The organism is Aurantimonas marina, assembly GCF_017183135.1.
Lineage (GTDB): Bacteria > Pseudomonadota > Alphaproteobacteria > Rhizobiales > Rhizobiaceae > Aurantimonas > Aurantimonas marina.
Window position 1 is genome coordinate 71,798 of the sequence record NZ_JADDXW010000010.1, and the last position, 16,793, is coordinate 88,590.

Below are 16,793 nucleotides of genomic sequence, written 5' to 3' on the forward strand. Positions count from 1 at the left end.
TCCAAGCCTCGTAAAAAATCGTGACAGCAAATCTCATCCGTGTCAACGTGCCAGTCGAGGAACCGCGCGATCCCACTAGGAGAGCGGAGGCGCGGCTGGGAGGACAGGCAGGAATATGCTCGCGAAAACCGATGCGGACGACGTGCGCGCGCACAATCGCCGCGCCGTCCTCGACCATCTGCGACGGACCCCGGTCTCGACACGCAAGGCGATGAGCGCGGCCACCGGCCTGTCGGTCTCGGCCGCCTCCGCCATTGCAACGGCGCTGCTGCGGGCCGGGCTGATCGTCGAAGTCGACGAGGATGAGCGCGCGGCGCGGCGCGGCCGCCCGGGTCGGAGCCTTGCACTCGACGGCTCGGCCGCCAGCGTCGCGGTTGCGAAAATCGCCGTCGGCGAGGTGGCCGTCCGCGTTTGCAACTATCGCGGCGACCTGCTCGGAGAAGCCCAACGGGAGTGCGACATCTCCGGTTTCGGCGAGGACGATATCGTGCGGCTATTGGCCATGCTGCTCGGCGAAGCAATGCTCGGATTGGCGGGAAACACGATGCCGCGAAACCTCATCGTCGCCGTCCAGGGAAAAACCGACAGCAACGCCCGGCGCATACTCTGGTCGCCCGCCTTGAAAGCCCGCGACCTCGACATTGCCGGCCCACTCACTGCCCTGACCGGGGTGCCCGTCGGCGTCTTCAACGATTGTTCGCTGATGCCCGAGGCGTTCCGCTGGAAACCGGATTTCGCCCATCGCGATTTCGCCACGCTGTTCATCGGCGTCGGCGTCGGCATGGGGCTGCGGCTCGGCGGCACGACCTTTCGGGGTCAACGCTCCTCGGCGGTCGAATTCGGCCATATCAACCACATTCCCGGCGGCGCCCTCTGTCGCTGCGGCAATCGCGGCTGTATCGAGGCCTATGCCGGCGACTACGCGATCTGGCGGCGGGCGAATGGTCGCACGGACGAAATCTCGGCGGGCCGGGTCAGCGATGCCGATATGCACGATCTCGCCGCCAAGGCCCGATCGGGCGAGCCCGCCGCGGCGCGTGCCTTCGCCGAGGCCGGCACCGCGATCGGTTACGGTCTCGGGCGCATGTTCACGCTGGTCGATCCCTTGCCGGTCGTCTTCACCGGCTCCGGCGCCCACGCGATGGACTTGCTGGAGCCGGTGATCCGCGCCGGCATTCGCGACAGCGCCATCGACGGGGTCGGCGCCGACATGCCCTTCACCCTGGCCGACAACGTGGACGAACTGATCTTCGGAGCCGCCACCGCCAAGGGGCTGGCGGCGTGCGACGATGAATTCGCCCGAGCCGGCAACGTCGAAACGAGGGAGGCCGCCTGATGAAGCCCGTCACCCTCGCGACGCTCGGCCTCGCCCTGGCGCTCCCGGCCGCGGCGCAAGAGCCCGCCTGGAGTGAAAACGCCATCAAGCAGCGGATCGACCCGGCGAGCCTGACCGGCTCCCTCTCCGCCGAAGCCCTGCGCGAACTGGCGCAGCAAGGCCGCGCGCTGTTCGAAGCGCGGTTCACCATCCTCGATGGCGCCGGCCGGCCGAACGCCACCCAGGCGATCGTCCCGACAGCCTCCCGCCGACCCGCCGAGCAGGCATTCCAGCGGCTAGCCGGGCCGGACGCCAACGCCTGCGCCTCCTGCCACAACGAACCCGTCACCGGCGGCGCCGGTGGATTCGTCACCAATGTCTTTGTCTCCGAAGGCTTCGAAAGCGCCGATTTCGACACGCTCGATCCGCAATTTTCCAACGAACGCGGCACCAATCATCTGTTCGGCGCGGGCCTCGTCGAGCTACTCGCCCGTGAGATGACCGCCGACCTCGTCGCCACGCGGGCGGAGGCGCTGCAACAGGCGCGCGCCTCGGGCGAGCCGGTGCGCATGGACCTCGCCTCGAAGGGCGTTGCCTTCGGCCGGATCACGGCGCTTCCCGATGGCTCAGTCGACCTCGCGGGACTCGACGGCGTCGACGCCGACCTCGTCGTGCGACCTTTTACCCAGAAAGGCGTGATGACGTCGCTCCGCCAGTTCACCGTCAACGCGCTCAACCATCATCATGGCATGCAGCCGGACGAGCGCTGGGGCGCCCGCTGGACCGGGACGGCGGATTTCGACGGCGACGGCGTCGCCGACGAAATCGGCACGGGCGAGGTTTCGGCACTGGTCGCCTTTCAGGCGAGCCTGCCGCCGCCGCGCGAGACCGCACCGGACGATCCGGCGTGGCGCGAGGCCGCCGCCACCGGGCGTCAGCGCTTCGCCGATCTCGGCTGCGAAAGCTGCCACCGCCCGTCACTACCGCTGCAGAGCCTCGCCTTCGCCGACCCCGGCCCGGTGGATATGGCCGGCACCCTGCGCCAAGGCGATGTGGCAACCCCGGCGGTCTACGACCTCGCGCTGTTCGATTGGGCCAAGACGCTGCCCCGCAACGACAAGGGAGAGATTCTGGTGCCGCTGTTCGGCGATCTCAAACGCCACCGCATCGCGGACACCAGAACCGCGGCGCTCGGCAACGAGACGCTCGCCCAGCGCTTCGTCGAACGCGACGTGTTCATGACGGCCGAGCTTTGGGGGATCGCCGATACGGCCCCCTACGGGCATCGCGGCGACATGACGACGCTGGACGAGGTGATCCGCGCCCATGGCGGCGCGGCGAGCGGCAGCGCCAAAGCCTATCGCGACCTGCCCGAGGCCGAGCGCTCGGCGCTGATCGCCTGGCTGAAGACGCTGAGGATCGAACCGTGAGCCGCCGCCTCGCTCACAGGGGACGGGGCCTTGCAATCGGTCTCGCCGGGCTGCTCGCCGCCGTCTCCGCCCGTGCCCAGGAAAATCCGACGCCGTCCTTCGCCGGCGATACGCCGGTGTTTCAGGAAGAGGCGAAGGCGGCCGGCATCGACCATGTCTATGGCGGGCCGTGGGAGTTCTTCGTTGGCGGCGGCGGCGCGGCCTTCGACTGCAATGGCGACCGCTTTCCCGACCTCTTCCTCGCCGGCGGCAAGGGCGAAGGCGCGTTCTACGTCAACCGGTCGAAGGCCGGGGGCGCGCTCGCCTTCGAAACGGTCGCCCAGAATCTCAACCCGAAGGATCTCGCCAACGTCACCGGCGCCTATCCGCTCGACATCGACCAGGACGGCCGCGAGGATCTCGTGCTCTTGCGGGTCGGCGGCAACATCCTCTTGAAGGGCGGCCCCGACTGCCGCTTCGACAAGGCGAATTTCGACTGGAAGTTCGATGGCGGCCGCGCCTGGACGACGGCGTTCTCGGCGATCGTCGAGCCGGGCGCGCGGTTTCCGACCCTCGCCTTCGGCAACTATGTCGACCGCTCAGCGCCGGGCTCCCCCTGGGGCACCTGCGCCGACAACGTCCTCACGCGTCCCAGGGAGGGCGAAGCACCGGACTATTCGGAGCCAACGGCGTTGACGCCCGGCTATTGCGCCCTGTCGATGCTGTTCACCGACTGGAACCGCTCGGGCCAGCCGGCGCTCAGGATCACCAACGACCGGCAGTATTATCGCGGCGGCGAGGAGCAGCTGTGGCGCGTCGAGCCCGGCCGGGCGCCACGCCCCTATCGCAGGGCCGACGGCTGGCAACATTTGACCATCTGGGGCATGGGCATCGCCGAGGGCGACATCGACGGCGACGGCACCCCGGAATACGCCCTGACCTCGATGGGCGACACCAAGCTGCAATTCCTCGACCGCGAATTCGAGGACGCACCGACCTATCGCGACGAGGCCTATGAGCGCGGCGCGACCGCCCACCGGCCCTACAAGGACGACGCGGGCAAGCCGTCGACCGGCTGGCACGCGGGCTTTGCCGATTTCAACAACGACACCGCGCTCGATCTCGTCATCGCCAAGGGCAATGTCGAGGCGATGCCGGATTTCGCCGCCTATGACCCGGACAATCTCCTGATGGGCGGCTTCGACGGCCGCTTCACCGAGCGCGGCAGCGAGGCGGGCCTCGCCCTGCCGACCAAGGGGCGTGGGGCGCTGCTCAGCGATTTCAACCTCGACGGCGCGCTGGATCTTCTGGTGATCAATCGCGGCGATCCCGTGAGCCTGTTCCGCAATCTCGGCGCCAAGGCCGATTTCGGCCAACGCCCGCCGGGCAATTTCCTCCAGATCGCGCTCGGCCAGAAGGACGCCAACCGGGCAGCGCTCGGCGCGAAGCTCGCGATCCGCGTCGGAACGAAAACCATCAACCGCACGATTCAGGTCGGCGGCGGCCATGCCTCAGGCACGTCCGGCTTCGTCCATGTCGGCCTCGGCACCGCCGAGCGCGCCGAAGTGCGGGTGCAATGGCCGGACGGCGAATGGAGCCATCCCTACCGGGTCTTCGCCAACAATTTCGTGCTGATCGACCGCGGCGCGGCGGACGCCCGCTACTGGTATCCCGACGCCGACCGTCCGGCGCCGCCGCGCCATGCGACCGCTGCCGCCCGCCGGGAGTAGCCCTCACCCGCCGAGCGGCGGGGCGGTGGCCAGCGACACCGACTTGATCTGGGCAAAGAGCCGGTCGCCGACGGCGAGGCCCAGCCGCGCCGCCGAGCGCCGCGTCACCTTGGCGACGAAACTCAGCTCCGGCGCCCCGTCGAGGGCGAGCACGAAGGCCAGGCTGGCGGCTGCGGCGGTCGGTTCGACCGCGACGATCCGCACGGCGAGCGTGTTGAGGATGGTCGAAAGGGTCGGGATTTCCCGCGACAGGCTGACGTCGCTGGCCTCGATGCGCAGGCGCCGCAGCCCGCCGATGTCGTCGGGCCCGCAGCCGTCGACGAAGACCCGTTGGCCGCCGAGATCGAGTTCGGCCAGCGCGTCCGCCGCGTCAAACGCCACTACGCGCGCCGGCAGCACCGAGGCCGCGTGCGGATCGCGCACGAAGCCGAGACCGGCGTCGGTCAGCGCCATGTTGAGCGGGCCGCTGGCGCGGACCCGGCCGGCTTCGAGCACCACGATCCGGTCGGCGAGACGTTCGACCTCCGCAATGTCGTGGCTGATATAGAGGATCGGGATCCGCAGCCGGTCGTGCAGCGCCTCGAAATACGGCAGGATCTCGTCCTTCGCCATGCGGTCGAGAGCCGCCAGCGGCTCGTCCATCAACAACAGGCGTGGCCGCGACAGGATCGCGCGGCCGAGCGCGACGCGCTGGCGTTCGCCGCCGGACAGCGTCGTCGGTGAGCGGTCGAGCAGCGGACGCAGGCCGAGCAGGCCGACGATCTCGGAAAACTGCCCTTCATCGAGGCCGCCGACGCTGCGCCGCGCCCCATAGACGAGGTTTCTGGCGACCGTCAGATGGGCAAACAGGCTCGCTTCCTGGAAGACGTAGCCGATCTCGCGCCGGTGCGGCGGGCGAAAGGTCCGTGCATCCTGCCAAGTCTCGGAGCCGACCACGACACGGCCCGTAAGCCGGGTGAGCCCGGCAACGGCCCGGAGCACCGAGGTCTTGCCCGAGCCGGACGGGCCGAACAGGGCGGTGACGCCGGAGGCCGGCAGATCGAAGGCGACGTCGAGCGCGAACCGCCCCAGCCGGCCCGCCAGCGCGATGTCGATGCGGGCCGTGTCCGCTTTGGAGCCATCATGGGTCGTCACGGCTGCGGCTGCCCCATCCGCCGGCCGATCAGCGTCATGGTCAGGATGACGAGGAAGGAAAACACCAGCATGCCGCCGGCGAGGATATGCGCCTCGGTCCAGCGCAGGGTCTCGACGTAGTCATAGATCGCGACCGACAGCACCTTGGTCTCTCCCGGAATACTGCCGCCGATCATCAACACGACGCCGAACTCGCCGACGGTGTGGGCGAAGCCGAGCACCGCGCCGGTAAGGAAACCCGGCCGTGCCAACGGCAACGCCACTGTCAGGAACCGGTCGAGCGGCGCGGCGCGCAGCGTCGCCGCGACCTCCAGCGGTCGCTCGCCGATCGCCTCGAAGGCGTTGCGGATCGGCTGCACGACGAAGGGCATGGAATAGACGACCGAGCCGATCACCAGCCCCTCGAAGCTGAAGGCGAGCGTTCTCACGCCGAGAAGACCACCGAGACCGTCCGGCCCGAGCGCGATCAGAAGATAGAAGCCGAGGACGGTCGGCGGCAGCACCAACGGCAGCGCCACGAGCGTGCCGACGATCTCCTTCCACCGCGCCCGGGATCGCGCCAGCCACCAGGCGAGCGGCGTGCCGATCAGCAACAGGATCAGCGTCGTCGCGGTCGCGAGTTCAAGGGTCAGGACGACCGCGCTGAGGATTTCACCGCCTTCGAACACTGCGTCAATCGCCCGTATCGTAGCCGAACCGGCGAATGATCGCAGCCGCTTCCGGCCCATTCAGGAAAGCGACAAACGCCTTCGCGGTTTTACTGTCCCGGCCATTTTCCAGCAGCACCGCATCCTGCCGGATCGGCGGGTAGAGATCGGCCGGCACCTCGAAGAGCGAACCGCTCTCGTTGCCGGCGACCTGCGCCAGCGCGACGAAGCCGAGTTCGGCATTGCCGGTCTGAACGAACTGGAATGTCTGCGCGATATTTGTGCCACGGACGAGTTTCGGCTCCAGCGCGTCGTAGACGCCGAGTGCCCGCATCGCCGCGACGGCGGCGGCGCCATAGGGAGCGGTCAGAGGATTGGCGATGGCGATCCTGTCGAAATTCCCGGCCTTCAGCGTCTCGGCGCCGGTGATCCGGTCCGGATCGGCGCTGTAGAGGACGATCTTGCCGATGGCGTAGGTGAAGACCGTACCCGGAACGGCGAGCTTCTCCGCCACCGCCTTTTTCGGGCGCTCCACGTCGGCGGCCAGAAACACCGCGAACGGCGCGTTCTGGGAAATCTGCGTGTAGAGCGTGCCGGTCGAACCGAAGCTGAGTTCGGCCGTGTCGCCGGTCTTCGCCGCGAAGGCGGCGGCGATCGCCTTGGCCGCTTCGGTGAAGTTCGCCGCCACCGCGACCCGCACCGTCGCGGCATGGGCGAAGGACGGCACGCACAGCGCGACGAAAAGACCGGCGACGGCCAAAGAGCGGTTCCAGCGACGCAAGCGACATCCTTTGCTTGGGCATGAGGGTGAGCGGACCATAAACGCCCGAACCGCGGCCCGCCAGAGCGCCCACGCCCTCAGCGAGCGGCGAGCGCCTGTTCGATCTCGGTCGCCGTCGGCATCGCCGATTGGGCACCGACGCGGCGACAGGCGAACGATGCCGCCACGACGGCCTGTTCGGCCGCCTGCCCCGCCGCCAGCTTGTTGCAAAGGCCGGCCGCGAAGACCCCGACGAAGGTGTCGCCGGCGCCGGTGGTATCGACCGGCTCCACCGCCAGCGCCGAAATCGCATGAACGCCCTCGCCGCCGGCGACCAGCGCGCCCTTGGCTCCCAGCGTCGCGATAACCACAAGCCCGAAGCGGGCGGCGAGAGCCATCGCCAGCGCGCCGGGCTCGTCCCCGCCGATTCCAGACAGTCCGGCGGCGGCGGCAAGTTCGCTCTCGTTGACGATGAGATAGTCGGCCAGCGGCAGCAGCCGCGCCAGATCGTCGGCATCGAGTTGGGCCGGCACCGGGGCCAGATTGACCACCACGCACCCCCTTATGGCTCTGGCTCGCTCCGCCGCCGCGAGGCTGGCGGCGAGCGGCGTTTCCATTTGCAGCACGAGCACGCTGGACGGGCCAAGCAGACCGTCAGGCAGCGCCGCGGCGTCGAGACGGGCATTGGCGCCGCTCGCCACCGTGATGGCATTCTCGCCGCCGCTGTCGATGCTGATGAAGGCGCAGCCGGTTCGCGCCGGCGCCGTCTGCAGGCCGCTGATGTCGATGCCCTCATTGGCCAGATTGCCGGTGACCGCCCTGCCCAGTTCGTCGTCTCCGACCGCGCCGACCATCGCGACACGGTCGGCCCCGCCCAGAACGCGCGCGGCGGCGACTGCCTGGTTGGCGCCCTTGCCGCCGAACAACTGTTCGTAATCCGGGGCAAGCACGGTCTCGCCCGGACGCGCGATCGCCGCGACCCGGCAGACCAGATCGACGTTCAGCGAGCCGAAGACGACGACGGACGCGGCTTGCGCCGCCCGGTCAGCTTTATCGGCCATAGCCTGTTCCTTCGCTCGCATCGTTCGGGGAAACGCCGCAGGTAGCGGACACGTGGTGCTTCGGCGACCGGCTCCAGCCGCACCGGAAAATCCACCGCGTCATGCCGGGCTCAGGCCCCGTCGCCGGGATGCCGGTGGATCGGATCGACCCAATAGACCTCCTCCGGCCGCTCGACCGGTTCGACGTCGGTGATATTGACGACCACCGCCTCGTTGTCGGAGCGCACGAGCACGCATTCGAGCGGATTTTCGGGATCGGCATTGATCTCCTGATGCGGCACGTAGGGCGGCACGAAGATGAAGTCGCCGGCTTCGGCCTCGGCCACGAATTCCAGCCGCTCGCCCCAGCGCATCCGGGCCTTGCCGCGCAACACGAAGATGACGCTTTCCAGCGCGCCGTGATGATGGACGCCGGTCTTGGCGTCGGGCTCGATGGTGACCGTACCGGCCCAGATCTTCTGCGCCCCGACGCGGGCGTGATTGATCGCCGCCTGGCGAAACATGCCGGGCGTCTGGGCCGTGTTGGAATCGAGCTGATCGCCCTTGATGACGCGGACCCCGTCATGCTTCCAGCGGGACGGGCTCGGGGTTGGGGGACTGTCGCTCATGCTGCCCTCGTCGGCGTGGTTGCTCGGCCGAACGGGACGCTATCTGGAAAACCCCCGGGGCAAAAGCCTCGCCCCGGGGTCCTCTTCGCTGCAAGCCGACCGATTTCGCCGGCGGCCTTCGCCGCTCAGGCGGCGAGCTTGCCGCGGATCGGATAGTCGTTTTCGAGGATGAAGCCGAGCCCCTTCTTCAAACCCTCCAGCGTCGGCCGGGCAAAGGGGATGCTCTGGAAATGCAGGGCATAGATCGTGCCATCCGGGTAGATCATCGCGATACCGGGCTCGGCGAAACGTGCCGGCTCGGAATCCTTCTCCTGGCCGGAAATGAACAGCCCCCATTCGCGGGCGCTTTCCTCGCTGAAGCCATAGCCGATCGGCAGATCGCCGATCGTCCACTCCTGCTTCTGGCGCTCGGCCCGCTGCTTCGAATCCATCGACACGGCATGGACCGAGACGCCCATTGCCTCGAACTCGGCGCGCCTGTCGTTCAGTTCTTCCAGCTGCGTCTTGCAGATCGGGCAATGGACGCCGCGATAGAAGAAGATCACGGACATCTTCTCGGGCGTCGTGGCGGCCAGATCGAGGGCGGGGCCGCCGAGAACCTCCACAGCCAGCTTCGGAGCCTTGTCGCCTGGAATAGGGGTCGAGTGTCGCATGAGAACGTCCTTCTGTTTCAGATGAATCTTGGGTTCGTCGTCCCCAGGAATGCCGACGAAGCGCTGGGGTTGCGCGTCACTTTTTCGTGCGGTCCGGATCAAGCCCCACGACGCTCCGCCCTCGCAAGGTTCGACTGCGGCATCGCAAGCGGCCGTCCACCCCGCAAAAGGGGGCGGCGCATAATTTTTCCGCCTCGGCCGTTACAAATCCCGCCCCCGCCGCGAATAGCCATAGAGTGTGCAGGTTTCTTGCCGCGTCGAAGACGTCGGCGCGGTGAGCCGGGCTGGCACTGCTCGCACGATTTTTCGGGGATCGGCCTCGGAGTCGGAAGAAGGTGGAGGAAATCATGAAATTTCGTTCAAAGCTGGTCGGAAGCCTCGTCGTCGCCTCGGCGCTGACCATGGCCGTGGCCCAGGCGCAGACCCCGCCCTTCGGTCAGGAAGAGGACACCGCCTATGCCCAGAAGGTCTGGGCGGCGATGGAAGAGCTGAAACTTGCCGGCGACGGCGCCATTCACGCCTTTCCCTATGCCGGCACCGACCCGCACGGCATGATGCTCGAGACCTTCTATCTCAACGCCGAGATCGACGGTCAGGCCGGCTCGCTGGTGGTCAAGAACAATTACGGGCCGGAAGGCGTCACCGCCGACCAGGTTTTGGCCGATCCAGGCGGACATCTCGGCGCGGTCACGGTCATGTTCAAGCGCGAGGCCGGTTACGACGCGGAGAACAAGGACTGGTTCTACGCCAAATATCTGCCGGACGGTTCGCTCGACAAGAATCCGAAGGGGACGGAACTTGCCGGCCGGGTCGCCAAGGGCAATGCCGAGGCCGGCTGCATCGCCTGCCATTCGGCGGCTCCGGGCGAGGATTTCCTGTTCACCACCGACCGCGCCGACTGGTAACAAGCTGATCCCGAAGCGCGATCATCACCTACCGGATGTTTCGCGCTCCGGCTCACTCCGTCAGCCCTTTGCGGACGCAGGTTCGGCCAGCCCGAACTCGGCGAGAACCCGTTTCGTGTCCTCGCCGAGAGCCGGCACCTTGCCGAATTCGGGAAGCCGTCCATCGATCAAAAAGCCCGGCGCCAGCATCGTGACCGGGCCTGACGGCGTATCGACCGTCACCGTCCGGTTCTGGGCGTGGTTCTTCAAATCTTCCATATCGGACAGTCGGCCATAGGCGATCTGCGCCGCCTCGAGGCGCGCCGCCATGGCGTCGCGATCATGGCGCGCGAAGATGTCCTGGATGATCGCCTCCAGCGCCGGCCGGTTGGCGACGCGCCGGTTGTTCGATGAGAAGCGCTCGTCGGTGGCCAGTTCCGGTTGCTCCAGCGCCTTGGCGCAAAGATTGACCCATTCGCGCTCGTTCTGGATCGACAACAGGATCGCGCGGCCGTCGGAGCATTCGTAGACCCCGTAGGGGGCGATGGTGGGGTGGCTGAGCCCGTTGCGCGGCGGCGTCAGGCCGCCATAGACATATTGCAGATAGGGAACGTTCATCCAGTCGGAGAGTGCGTGGAACAGCGACAGTGCGATGTGCCGCCCGGCCCCGGTCCGCTCGCGGGCGTAAAGCGCCTGCATGATGCTGGATAGCGCGGTCATGCCGGCGGCGATGTCGCAGACCGAAACGCCGACGCGCGCCGGCCCGTGTTCGTTGCCGGTGACGGAAGAAAGCCCCGTCTCCGCCTGCACCAGAAGGTCATAGGCCTTCAGATGTGCGAGCGGGCCGTCGTCGCCGTAGCCGGAGATCGAGCAGGTGATCAGCCGCGGATAGCGCGCCCGCAGTTCGTCGGGATCGAAGCCGAGCCGCGAAATGACGCCGGGTGCGAGATTCTGGATGAAGATATCTGCCTTGCCGATCAGCCCGGCGAGTCGTTCGCGATCCTCGGCATTCTTGAGGTCCAGCCGGACCGATTCCTTGCCACGATTGAGCCAGACGAAATAGGCGCTCTCGCCATGCACGAAGCTGTCGTAACCGCGGGCGAAGTCGCCCTCCGGGCGTTCGATCTTCAGGACCCGCGCGCCGGCGTCGGCGAGCCGCCCCGAGACATAGGGCGCGGCGACGGCCTGCTCGACGGAAACGACGAGAACGCCGGCGAGATCATTGTTCATTCAGGAGCTCCGCTTCGCTGCGTGATGGCCAGGGGTGATCGATCTCGGCCGATCGTCGCGCCGGGTTCTATTCGAGCCGACCGGCGTAAACCAGAGCCGACGGTCGCCAGCGGCAGCGGGTCGCGACGTCGATCCGGCAACAAGACTTGACCCGCGCGACAATGCCAATAAACCGACAGGCTTACGATTGTCGCGCCGGAACGGGACGAGCGGGCCACGCAACGCTGCTTGGGAGGGCACGAGCATGAGCGACGAAACCACGATCCTCGCGACATTCGTCGCCAGGCTGTCCTTCGACGCGATTCCGCCCGAGGTCGCCCTGCGCGCCCGCCATCTGGCGCTCGATCTGACCGGCAGCATCGTGCGGGCCCATGCCGAATCGGAATCCACCCCGAGCCTCTATGCGACGCTGGACGAACTCGGCCTCGGCGGGCCGGGCGCCGCCAGCGTCATCGGCACCGGACGCCGGCTGGCGCCGCCGGTCGCGGCGCTGGTCAACGGCATGCTCGGCCATTCCCTCGATTTCGACGACACCCACGCCGATTCCTCGCTGCATCCCTCCGCCCCGGTGGTGCCGGCGGCGCTAGCGGTCGGCGAGATGGTCGGCGCGAGCGGCGCCGAGATCGTCACGGCGATCGTCGCCGGCTACGAGGTCTGCTGCCGGCTCGGCAATGCGCTCGACCCGACCAGCCATTACGCGCGCGGCTTCCACCCCACCGCGACCGCCGGCACCTTCGGCGCGGCGGCGGCAGCCGCGCGGCTCTTCGGCCTCGACGCGGACGGTGTCGCCAGCGCTTTCGGCGTCTCCGGCAGTCAGGCGGCCGGTTCGCTGCAATTTCTCGTCAACGGTGCCTGGAACAAGCGCTGGCAGGTCGGCGCGGCGGCGATGAACGGCGTCTTCGCCGCGACATTGGCCAAGAACGGCTTCAAGGCCGCGTCCGCCCCGATCGAGGGCCGGCACGGACTGCTCGTCGGCTATACCGACGCCGCCGATCCGGCCAAGGCAGTGGCCGATCTCGGCACCGTGTGGGAAACCATGAAGATCGGCATGAAGCCCTACCCTGCCTGCCGCTACACCCATGCCGCCCTCGACGGGCTGCTCGCGCTGCGGCGCGAGCAGCGGCTTACCGCAGCCGACGTCCGCTCCGTGACCATCGGCCTGCACCGCAACGGCATCACGCTGACCGGCGATCCCCTGCCGGAAAAGCGCCGGGTGCGCACCATCGTCGACGGCCAGTTCTCCATGCCCTTCGTCGCCAGCGTCGCCCTCGACCAGGGCTCGTTCGGCTGGGACGACTACAGGCGGATCGGCGATCCAGCACTCGACGCATTGTCGGATCGGATCGACGTCGTGCGCGACGAGAGCCTGGAAGGGCTGGGGCATCCCTTCGGCGCGACGCTCCGCGTCGAGACCAGATCGGGCGCGATGGAGCGACGCATCCCCGACCCGTCCGGCGAGCCGGCGACCTTCCCGGACGCGGCCGCCATCCGCGCCAAGTTCATGGCGCTGGCCGAACCGGTTCTCGGCGACGACGCCCGACGTCTGGCCGACAGCATCGAAGGGCTCGATCGCCTCCCAGCCTTCGGCGCGATGCCGCCTTCCAGCGAGGCAGCGGCGTGAGCGCTTCTCCCATCACCGAGGAGGATTTCATCCGCTCGGTCGCGGACGCGCTGCAATACATCGCGGTCTATCACCCGCCGGATTTCATCGCCCATCTCGCCGAGGCGTATCACCGCGAGGAAAGCCCGTCGGCTAAGAACGCCATGGCGCAGATCCTGGTCAATTCCCGCATGGCCGCGCTCGGCGGGCGGCCGATGTGCCAGGACACCGGTACGGTCAACGTCTTCGTCAAATTCGGCATGGAGGCGCGCCTGGCCACCACGCGCCCGCTCGCCGAGCTGGTCAACGAGGCGGTGGCGATCGCCTATACCGACGCGGCGAACCCCTTGCGCCCGTCGATCCTCGACGACCCGATCTTCGAGCGCAAGAACACCGGGACCAATGCCCCCGCCGTCACCCATGTGGAGCTGGTAGCCGGAAGCGAAATCGCGGTGACGGTGGCGGCCAAGGGCGGCGGCTCGGAAAACAAGGCGCGTTTCGCCGCGCTCAACCCGGGCGACTCGGTCGTCGACTGGGTGCTGAAGACGGTAGAGGGGCTCGGCGCCGGCTGGTGTCCACCAGGCATTCTCGGCATCGGCGTCGGCGGCACCGCCGAAAAGGCGATGCTGCTCGCCAAGCAATCGCTGATGGCGCCGATCGACATGACGGCGCTGATCGCCCGCGGCCCGGCCTCGAAGCTCGAGGAACTGCGCATCGAACTCTATGAGAAGGTCAACGCGCTCGGCATCGGCGCGCAGGGGCTCGGCGGCCTGACCACGGTGCTCGACGTCAAGATCGCGACCTATCCCGTTCATGCCGCGTCGAAGCCGGTCGGGCTGGTCCCGCAATGCGCCGCCGACCGGCATCTGAGCTTCACGCTCGACGGCACCGGCCCGGCGGAATTCACGCCGCCGGCGATCGATCGGTGGCCCGACATCGCCCTCGGCCAAGGGGACGCGGCCGTGCCCCGTGTCGACCTTGATGATCTGACCCGCGAGGATGTCGCCAGCTGGCAGGCCGGCGAGACGCTGCTCCTGTCGGGCCGGCTGCTGACCGGGCGCGACGCCGCCCACAAGCGGATGATCGCGATGCTCGATCGCGGCGAGGCACTCCCCGTCGATCTCGATGGCCGCGCGATCTACTATGTCGGGCCCGTCGATGCGGTGCGCGACGAGGCGGTGGGACCGGCCGGCCCGACCACGTCGACGCGCATGGACCCGTACACCGACCAATTGCTGGAGGCGACCGGCCTCTTGGTGATGATCGGCAAGGCCGAGCGCGGTCCGTCGGCGATCGACAGCATAAGGCGGCACGGCGCGGCCTATCTCATCGCCGTCGGCGGCGCGGCCTATCTGGTCTCCAAGGCAATCCGCTCCTCGCGCGTCCTCGCCTTCGACGATCTCGGCATGGAGGCGATCCGCGAATTCGTGGTCGAGGACATGCCGGTCACCGTCGCGGTCGACGCCAGAGGCACCTCCATCCACACCACCGGTCCGGCGCGCTGGAAGCGGCCGGAGATTCGTGTTTCAGGCCGAACGGTCTAGCCGCGCGGTTCGGAACAGCTCAAACCTCCCCAAAAACCACAAGCAATTCGATGAACAGGATGTCTCCAATGAATGCCACGGCGATCGAGAACGAGCACCAGGACATCCGCGAGGCGGTCGCCAGGCTCTGCGCCGACTTCCCCGGCGAATACTGGCGCAAGCTCGATCGCGAGATGGCCTATCCGGCCGAGTTCGTCGCGGCGCTGACTGATGCCGGCTATCTCGCCGCGCTGATTCCGGAGGAATATGGCGGCTCCGGCCTGCCGCTTTCGGCCGCCGCGGCGATCCTCGAGGAAGTGCAACGAACCGGGTGCAACGGCGCCGCCTGTCACGCTCAGATGTATATCATGGGCGCGCTGCTGCGGCATGGCAACGAGGCCCAGAAGCGAGCCTACCTGCCAAAGATCGCGACCGGCGAATTGCGGCTGCAGGCCTTCGGCGTGACCGAGCCGACCAGCGGCACCGACACGAGTTCGATCAAGACCTTCGCCGAGAAGCGCGGCGACCATTACGTCGTCAATGGCCAGAAAATCTGGACCTCACGCGCCGAATATTCCGACCTGATGCTGCTGCTCGCCCGCACGACGCCGAAGGACCAGGTCCAGAAGCGCACGGACGGCCTGTCGGTGTTCATCCTCGACATGCAAGAAGCCAGGAAAGGCGGCATGACCATCCGGCCGATCCGCACGATGATGAACCACGCGACCACCGAGATCTTCTTCGACAACGTCACCGTCCCGGCCGAGAATCTGATCGGCGAAGAAGGCAAGGGCTTTCGCTATATTCTCTCGGGCATGAACGCCGAGCGCATCCTGATCGCCGCCGAATGCATCGGCGACGCCAAATGGTTCACCGCCAAGTCCACCGCCTACGCCAAGGAACGCTCGGTCTTCGGCCGCCCGATCGGCCAGAACCAGGGGATTCAATTCCCGATCGCGCGGGCCTATGCGCAGATGCGCGCGGCCGAGCTGATGGTCCATCGCGCGGCGCAGATGTTCGAGGCGGGCGAGAATTGCGGCGCAGAAGCCAACATGGCCAAGATGCTGGCCGCCGAGGCCTCCTGGGCGGCGGCCGAAGCCTGCGTCCAGACCCATGGCGGCTTCGGTTTCGCCGAGGAATACGACGTCGAACGCAAGTTCCGCGAGGCGCGGCTCTATCAGGTGGCGCCGATCTCGACCAATCTGATTCTATCCTATCTCGCCGAGCATGTGCTCGGCCTGCCGCGATCATACTAGCGGAACGAAAAGGATTGGGGGCAGTATTCCGCCGGCATCCCGCGCCAACTGACTGGAATCGAACATTTCGAGACATCATCATCCAGGGAGACGCAAGCCGATGAGCGAGACGATCGATATCGGCCATCTGAAACGCTGGATCGGCCGCACCGAAGAGGCCGACGACCAGATCGACATAAGACTCGTCCGCTCGTTTCTGGCGACGCTCGACCGCGATCCGGGCGACGTGTCCGAGGGCGATCCGGCACCGCTCTGCCTGCATTGGTGCCTTGCGCCGCCGGTGGTACCCAACTCTGCCACCGGACCGGACGGACACCCGGCGCGCGGCGGTTTCCTGCCGCCGGTGCCGCTGCCCCGGCGCATGTGGGCCGGTGGCGAACTGCGTTTTCTGGCCCCGCTCGTCGTTGGCGACCGGGTGACGCGGCGCTCGCGCATCGAAGCCGTCGAACTCAAGCAGGGCCGCTCCGGACCCTTGTGCTTCGTGACGGTCCGGCATGACATTCTCGCATCCGCTGTCGTCGCCATCGAGGAGCGCCAGGACGTCGTCTACCGCGCCGCCGAGACCGGCGGCGCCACGCCCGCAGGGCGGCGGCCCGAGGCACTCGAGACGCCGAAAGCCGACGCGACCCACAGCTTCGAGCCGAGCCCCCTCGCCCTGTTCCGTTATTCGGCCCTGACCTTCAACGGCCATCGCATCCATTACGATCGATCCTATTGCCTCGAGGAAGAGAACTATCCCGGCCTCGTCGTGCACGGGCCGCTGCAGGCGACGCTGCTGGCACATCTCGCGGCCGAGACGCTTGGTCGGACGCCGGCGGTGTTTTCCTATCGTGGCGTCAAGCCGCTGTTCGACGGCGAAACGATGGGCCTCAACGCGCGGCGCAACGGCAACGGCTGCGAACTCTGGTCGAACGGCGCCGATGGCGCGGCGCGGATGCAGGCGACGGCGTGGGTCTGAACCGCCGAGCGCCCGTCCCTGCGCG

At 67.7% G+C, this 16,793-nt stretch carries 15 protein-coding genes; 8 read left to right on the forward strand and 7 right to left on the reverse strand.

Annotation, left to right across the window (positions count from 1 at the left end):
- The first annotated feature begins 115 nt into the window (after positions 1-115).
- From ING15_RS12590 to ING15_RS12600, 3 genes are read left to right on the forward strand one after another with little or no spacing between them, the layout of a single operon-like run.
- Positions 116-1,336, forward strand: coding sequence for an ROK family protein (locus tag ING15_RS12590; protein WP_206455174.1), 1,221 nt, complete (start codon positions 116-118; stop codon positions 1,334-1,336).
- Positions 1,336-2,745: a di-heme oxidoredictase family protein gene (locus ING15_RS12595; protein ID WP_206455175.1), complete on the forward strand. Its 1,410-nt coding sequence runs from the start codon at positions 1,336-1,338 to the stop codon at positions 2,743-2,745. The genes ING15_RS12590 and ING15_RS12595 overlap by 1 nt, the downstream gene beginning before the upstream one ends.
- Positions 2,742-4,454 (forward strand): CRTAC1 family protein, encoded by a 1,713-nt coding sequence (locus ING15_RS12600; protein WP_332873819.1) that lies wholly within the window; start codon positions 2,742-2,744, stop codon positions 4,452-4,454. The genes ING15_RS12595 and ING15_RS12600 overlap by 4 nt, the downstream gene beginning before the upstream one ends.
- 3 nt (positions 4,455-4,457) lie before the next feature.
- Here the strand turns inward: ING15_RS12600 and modC are convergent, their stop codons facing one another.
- The 6 genes from modC to ING15_RS12630 form a co-directional block, all read right to left on the reverse strand.
- Positions 4,458-5,588, reverse strand: coding sequence for a molybdenum ABC transporter ATP-binding protein (gene modC, locus ING15_RS12605; protein ID WP_206455176.1), 1,131 nt, complete (start codon positions 5,586-5,588; stop codon positions 4,458-4,460).
- Entirely contained in the window at positions 5,585-6,256 is a 672-nt protein-coding gene (gene modB, locus ING15_RS12610) for a molybdate ABC transporter permease subunit (RefSeq protein ID WP_327623685.1), read from the reverse strand. The genes modC and modB overlap by 4 nt, the downstream gene beginning before the upstream one ends.
- 4 nt (positions 6,257-6,260) lie before the next feature.
- Positions 6,261-7,016 (reverse strand): molybdate ABC transporter substrate-binding protein, encoded by a 756-nt coding sequence (gene modA, locus ING15_RS12615; RefSeq protein WP_232845737.1) that lies wholly within the window; start codon positions 7,014-7,016, stop codon positions 6,261-6,263.
- Between the two features lie 77 nt (positions 7,017-7,093).
- Positions 7,094-8,056, reverse strand: coding sequence for a ribokinase (locus tag ING15_RS12620; RefSeq protein ID WP_206455179.1), 963 nt, complete (start codon positions 8,054-8,056; stop codon positions 7,094-7,096).
- 110 nt (positions 8,057-8,166) lie between these two features.
- Positions 8,167-8,664 (reverse strand): cupin domain-containing protein, encoded by a 498-nt coding sequence (locus ING15_RS12625; protein WP_206455180.1) that lies wholly within the window; start codon positions 8,662-8,664, stop codon positions 8,167-8,169.
- A gap of 125 nt (positions 8,665-8,789) precedes the next feature.
- Entirely contained in the window at positions 8,790-9,317 is a 528-nt protein-coding gene (locus ING15_RS12630; protein WP_206455181.1) for a redoxin domain-containing protein, read from the reverse strand.
- A gap of 347 nt (positions 9,318-9,664) precedes the next feature.
- Here ING15_RS12630 and ING15_RS12635 point away from each other — a divergent pair, with 347 nt between their 5' ends.
- Positions 9,665-10,222, forward strand: coding sequence for a cytochrome P460 family protein (locus ING15_RS12635; RefSeq protein WP_232845738.1), 558 nt, complete (start codon positions 9,665-9,667; stop codon positions 10,220-10,222).
- Between the two features lie 60 nt (positions 10,223-10,282).
- Here ING15_RS12635 and ING15_RS12640 read toward each other — a convergent pair whose 3' ends face one another.
- Positions 10,283-11,431 carry a CaiB/BaiF CoA transferase family protein gene (locus ING15_RS12640; RefSeq protein WP_206455182.1) on the reverse strand — a complete coding sequence of 383 codons (1,149 nt, stop codon included), beginning with the start codon at positions 11,429-11,431 and terminating at the stop codon, positions 10,283-10,285.
- A gap of 244 nt (positions 11,432-11,675) precedes the next feature.
- Here ING15_RS12640 and ING15_RS12645 point away from each other — a divergent pair, with 244 nt between their 5' ends.
- The 4 genes from ING15_RS12645 to ING15_RS12660 all read left to right on the forward strand — a co-directional run bounded on the left by ING15_RS12645 (position 11,676) and on the right by ING15_RS12660 (position 16,768).
- Positions 11,676-13,052, forward strand: a complete 1,377-nt coding sequence (locus ING15_RS12645) for an MmgE/PrpD family protein (protein ID WP_206455183.1) — start codon at positions 11,676-11,678, stop codon at positions 13,050-13,052.
- Positions 13,049-14,575 (forward strand): fumarate hydratase, encoded by a 1,527-nt coding sequence (locus ING15_RS12650; RefSeq protein WP_206455184.1) that lies wholly within the window; start codon positions 13,049-13,051, stop codon positions 14,573-14,575. Before ING15_RS12645 ends, ING15_RS12650 begins: the two co-directional genes overlap by 4 nt.
- 68 nt (positions 14,576-14,643) lie before the next feature.
- Positions 14,644-15,810 (forward strand): acyl-CoA dehydrogenase family protein, encoded by a 1,167-nt coding sequence (locus tag ING15_RS12655; protein ID WP_206455185.1) that lies wholly within the window; start codon positions 14,644-14,646, stop codon positions 15,808-15,810.
- A gap of 100 nt (positions 15,811-15,910) precedes the next feature.
- A complete protein-coding gene (locus ING15_RS12660; RefSeq protein ID WP_206455186.1) occupies positions 15,911-16,768 on the forward strand; it encodes an FAS1-like dehydratase domain-containing protein in 858 nt (285 codons plus the stop codon).
- Positions 16,769-16,793: the final 25 nt, after the last annotated feature.